The organism is Variovorax sp. 01N429 (assembly GCF_056399425.1).
The window spans coordinates 1-600 of record NZ_JBFTRG010000064.1 but is presented as its reverse complement, the minus strand read 5'-3'; the positions used below and the strand labels follow the sequence as shown (position 1 = coordinate 600).

Genomic DNA, 600 nt, shown 5'->3' with positions numbered 1-600 from the left:
GTGCGCGGCCGCGGTGTTGGCCCACGACGAGGCGGTCGGCGTCCTGCTGACGGGCGGCGCCGACCCGAACCTGCGCGAGGACGGCGGCTTCGGCAACTCCGCCATCCACTGGACGGTCCGCGAGGGCCACACGTCGACGACGGCGCTGCTGTCGGCGGCGGGCGGCCGTCGGCCGCTGCTGTTCGCGTAACGCGAGCGCGGCAGCCGGACACGGGCCTGTCCGACCTGTAGCGGCCGTGGCGCCGCGACTCAGTCGGCGAACCGGCCGTCGACGTACACCCACCGCCCGTCGACCCGGCTGAAGCGGCTGTGCTCGTCGAGGACGTGCTCGCGGCCGCCTTCGCGGTACCGGGCGCGGAACGCGACCGCGCCTTCCGCGTGGAACGGGCCGCCGTCCTCGGTGGCGAGGATCTCCAGGCCGAGCCAGCGCGTGCGCGGGTCGAGGTCGAGCGTCGCCGGGCGGGTGTCCGGGTGCCAACTGGCCAGCAGGTAGGCGGCATCGCCGACCACGAAGGCGCCGTACCGCGACCGCATCAGCTGCTCGGCGGTCGCGGCGGCCGCCTCGCCCCGGTGCAGGCGCCCGCAGCAGTCGGTGTAGTC

2 protein-coding genes are annotated in these 600 nt (G+C 75.8%); one reads left to right on the top strand and one right to left on the bottom strand.

Going from position 1 to position 600, the window contains the following annotated elements; all coding sequences use genetic code 11:
* A partial coding sequence (locus AC1DSF_RS30580; protein WP_478184067.1) for a hypothetical protein occupies positions 1-190 on the top strand: 190 nt, incomplete at its 5' end.
* Positions 191-249: 59 nt separating this feature from the next.
* Here the strand turns inward: AC1DSF_RS30580 and AC1DSF_RS30575 are convergent.
* On the bottom strand, positions 250-600 hold a 351-nt coding region (locus tag AC1DSF_RS30575; protein ID WP_478184066.1), incomplete at its 5' end, for a YchJ family protein.